At 44.2% G+C, this 3,633-nt stretch carries 4 protein-coding genes; all 4 read right to left on the bottom strand.

What is annotated here, in order from left to right:
* Nucleotides 1-107 precede the first annotated feature (107 nt).
* Entirely contained in the window at nt 108-521 is a 414-nt protein-coding gene (locus ACO0KV_RS18265) for a glutathione S-transferase (RefSeq protein WP_423044571.1), read from the bottom strand.
* A gap of 391 nt (nt 522-912) precedes the next feature.
* Nucleotides 913-1,341: a phosphate ABC transporter substrate-binding protein gene (locus ACO0KV_RS18260; RefSeq protein WP_423044569.1), complete on the bottom strand. Its 429-nt coding sequence runs from the start codon at nt 1,339-1,341 to the stop codon at nt 913-915.
* A gap of 11 nt (nt 1,342-1,352) precedes the next feature.
* Nucleotides 1,353-2,501, bottom strand: a complete 1,149-nt coding sequence (locus ACO0KV_RS18255) for a hypothetical protein (RefSeq protein WP_423044567.1) — start codon at nt 2,499-2,501, stop codon at nt 1,353-1,355.
* 14 nt (nt 2,502-2,515) lie between these two features.
* Entirely contained in the window at nt 2,516-3,301 is a 786-nt protein-coding gene (locus tag ACO0KV_RS18250; RefSeq protein WP_423044565.1) for a substrate-binding periplasmic protein, read from the bottom strand.
* Nucleotides 3,302-3,633: the final 332 nt, after the last annotated feature.

The raw sequence follows: 3,633 nt of genomic DNA, 5'->3' as shown, positions 1-3,633 counted from the left end.
GGGTGAGATGTGTGTAGTTCATTATGCAATTTCGACTGGCCGGTCAAAAAGGCACAAATGCTATCGCATCTTGCCCTCATTAACCGGTACCGTTCATAAATTGCACTTCATCCTAGAATTCGCCCAGGATTTTTCCACCGTTCTATATCAGAAAAACGTTCAGGTGGATTCCCAAGAAACTTTAAAACAAATCTTGACGTAGCAATATACGGTTCATGACTATACTGTTCAAAGAAAAGCCATTGCAGAACTTGTGCATGATGAAAACGATCAGTAGGACAGAGTTTCGTACCTTCAGCCAGGTAATGCATAATTGCATTTGACTCAGGCAAATATTGACCCGGTGAGATTTCAAGCAATGGGATCTTGCCGTTAGCATTCATCGCCAAAAATTCAGGGGCGCGAGTTTCATGTTTCACAGCATCGGTATCAATCCATTCAAATGGGATATTCAATTGTTTGAGTGTGAGAAAAACCTTATAACAATTTCCTGAACTAAGATGCCCATATACTCTCAACATTCTTCCTCCGATTCATTCATCCCAAACATCACCGTCTTCTTTCATAAAATGATGACGGTCTCGATTGTGCCCTATAGGCCTGTCATATTAACTGTGACGATCACTGTTACCAATGGCATTCATAGGTTGCTCTATCAATTTTCTTACCAATCAATTCGTTGTCGATGTTTGCACCCACCTTTAATCCCTAAAAACGCCAGAAATATGGCTTCTTTCTACTTAAAATCACTAAAGAGTTTAATTAAAGGACGATTGTTCTCACCGATATCTGTCGTAGTTCGACTTACATGGTGACGTAAAAACCAGTCACACGCAGCGCCAAATAGGTGTCGCGCCGAATAACGACAAAGTGAGGATTGATAAAAAGCGGCTTAACTAATGTAAGACAAGTCTAAGGTAAAAATAACATAGGCTTAACACTGTCATCGATATCCTTCTTATCGATATATCCGACTAATTCCGGATTATTTGCCACTAGACGTTTTATCTCGCTACTGTCGCCCGACTCGACTGGGGGTTGACCACGGCCGGTAAAAAGCATCTTTGCCCAATGTGCTTTCATTTGTGATGATGTTTTGCCGGACACTTGCAAATAAAATTTATCACGCGCAGCAGAGGTCTCATTCTGGTCTAACGGTGTCGCTCGTGTACCTTTCGGGAAACTAGCATTTTTGCCAAGAAAAATATCTGCTACCTGTTCAATGCTCAGACTCTTAGTCGAATTTTTAGTAGAAACAATCACAACCACTTCAGCCTGCGCGGGGAAAGCGCAGAGCATAAGACACGTCAGAGCGAGGCAAGCTGGATAGAATGTGCGCATAGTGTGCCCATTCAAAAAATAAAATCAACGACAACGCTGACCACATTGAACTGACTGCCAGTGGGCGAGCCTTTTTTTACGTTCAATAATGTCCCATACGAATCAGACCGAGGCTGCACGTGATCGAGCTGCGCCTTAACGTCGATGTTACGCATCAAATCCCACCGTACACCAACTGCATAACTGCGTTGTGCGATAGGCGTTGAGCCCGTATTCACGTTGGGTTGTAACGCTGCAATTGTCACATACGGTGCGAAGTCACCGAAACGCCGACCGGCGTTAATATCCCAGGCAACGCGCGGTACTTTCAGACCTTTTCCATTAAAATTGATTACTTTTACCCATTCAGCTGAAGCAAACCAAGTGCCTGGATCGTAATTTATCCCGGCCGAGAAAAACTTGCCTAGCGCTGGATGCTGATTATCGACATTGCGCTCCTGATAAGCCGCATGCAGCGTGGTCGCGCCAAATTCAAGACTATTGAAGATGCCCCGTATATCTGTCGAGTGGATATTAACGCCGCTGGTGTTGGTTACTGTCGATTTACCATATAACAAGGTGGTACTGTCTGTCGTGTCATTGAAATGCATACGATAGGTCGTGTCGACGCCATCGCTGGTTTTTAGCGCCAACAACGAATAAACCTCCACTGGAGGACGTGCGGTAATATTACTGAAACCAATTTTTCGCGAGTCTGACGCCATAAAACTAGGCATGGCAATTCGACCTATCCGCACACTAAAATCAGGAGTGACTGCATATTGCAGGTTGGCCCAACTAACGAATGGCGTGTAGGTATTATTCCAGCGGTATTCAGAAATGACCTGCAATACACCGGACAATGTCGATGTCAGGTGGGAAGTCAACTGCAGGCCAATCCTGCTATCGATGTCACCACTCCAGCTACGATTGCGTCCAATACCTTTAGGTTGTAGATTATCGAACACGTAATCACCGTAATTTTCTGATGTATGCGCCTCCTCAATGGTGCCAAAGCCATTGAGCGCAAACATGGGCTGTGTCGGGATCGATATGCTACTGTTGTTCATTAAGTCAGGGGTGTCTCCTTGCGCTGCCTTCGCGTGCAAAGCGTTCGCGCACAGCAGTGCACACAAAGCGATTTGAATGGAGTTATAGCGCCTAGAGTTAGGCATCTGCATACGCATGCTCATCATTATTTGAGATAGCTGTTCACTAAGTCATCCATAGTCTTGGTCTTGTCGAGATTTTCTAAGCTTGTATTGATCACTTTCAATAACAAATTGGATTGCGGCGTTGAACCTGACACAGCGAAGTGCAAGTCTCGCAACGGCTCACCGGGCAATGGTTGAATAACCAAGGAACCGTTGACTAGCAAGCTACGTAACTTAGGATTAATCAGGTATTGCCCCGCCATCGTCTCTCGACTGTCGATAAATAAATCACAACGTCCAAGGTGCAGTTTAGCAATCATCTGCTCATAGCCGCTACTCATACCGCGGTCAACTTGGTTGCTATCGACACCGAATAGATCAAAATGATAGCCTAGAAACCCACAACGACGATAATGTTGCACGTCAGCGAGATTGATTAAGGTCAATCCTTGAGGATGCATCTTACGTGAATAAAAATACACGTTATGCAACGTAAAATAGGAGGTACTGGTCTGTAATTTGTTTGCTTTTGCATCAGTTTTATCGACATTGATAGCTAACTGCAAGCGATTGTGGGCGACCATATCAAGGCATCTTGTCCAAGGCAACGACTGGATTTCTATGGTCCAGCTATGAGCTAAACCAATTTTCCTGAGGAGATCGACACTTGCGCCGACGACACGATCTGTCACCCTGTCATCGACCCGCTGCGCGTAACTGAATGGCGGGAGGTCAGTTTGGTCAACACAAGCATGAATGGTCTCTGCGCCAGCCGACACAGACACCATACTAAACATCAACGCCAACAGACGGCCGACAGGTATCATAGTGTCATTTTTGTTGAAGATAATTTTTAAAAATTTCAATAAGGCAACCAAATCTCATCCGGAATAAAATTGACTCTCTTAACATTGACTATCTTAATTTAACATCCTCCCTAGCAACGTCGATACATCTTTATTGATCAGGTCAATCAGGGATGTTAATTTTTAGAAAATGATATGTTATAACAACATCTATTGCTTAATGTAGTTTGGCGAATTCTAGGATGAAGTGCAATTTATGAACGGTACCGGTTAATGAGGGCAAGATGCGATAGCATTTGTGCCTTTTTGACCGGCCAGTCGAAATTGCATAATGAACTACACACATCTCACCC

The sequence above is a fragment of the Undibacterium sp. RuRC25W genome, assembly GCF_049339825.1.
Classification (GTDB): domain Bacteria; phylum Pseudomonadota; class Gammaproteobacteria; order Burkholderiales; family Burkholderiaceae_D; genus Undibacterium.
The sequence above is the reverse complement of the archived record's forward strand: the minus strand, read 5'-3'. Positions and strand labels throughout refer to the sequence as shown.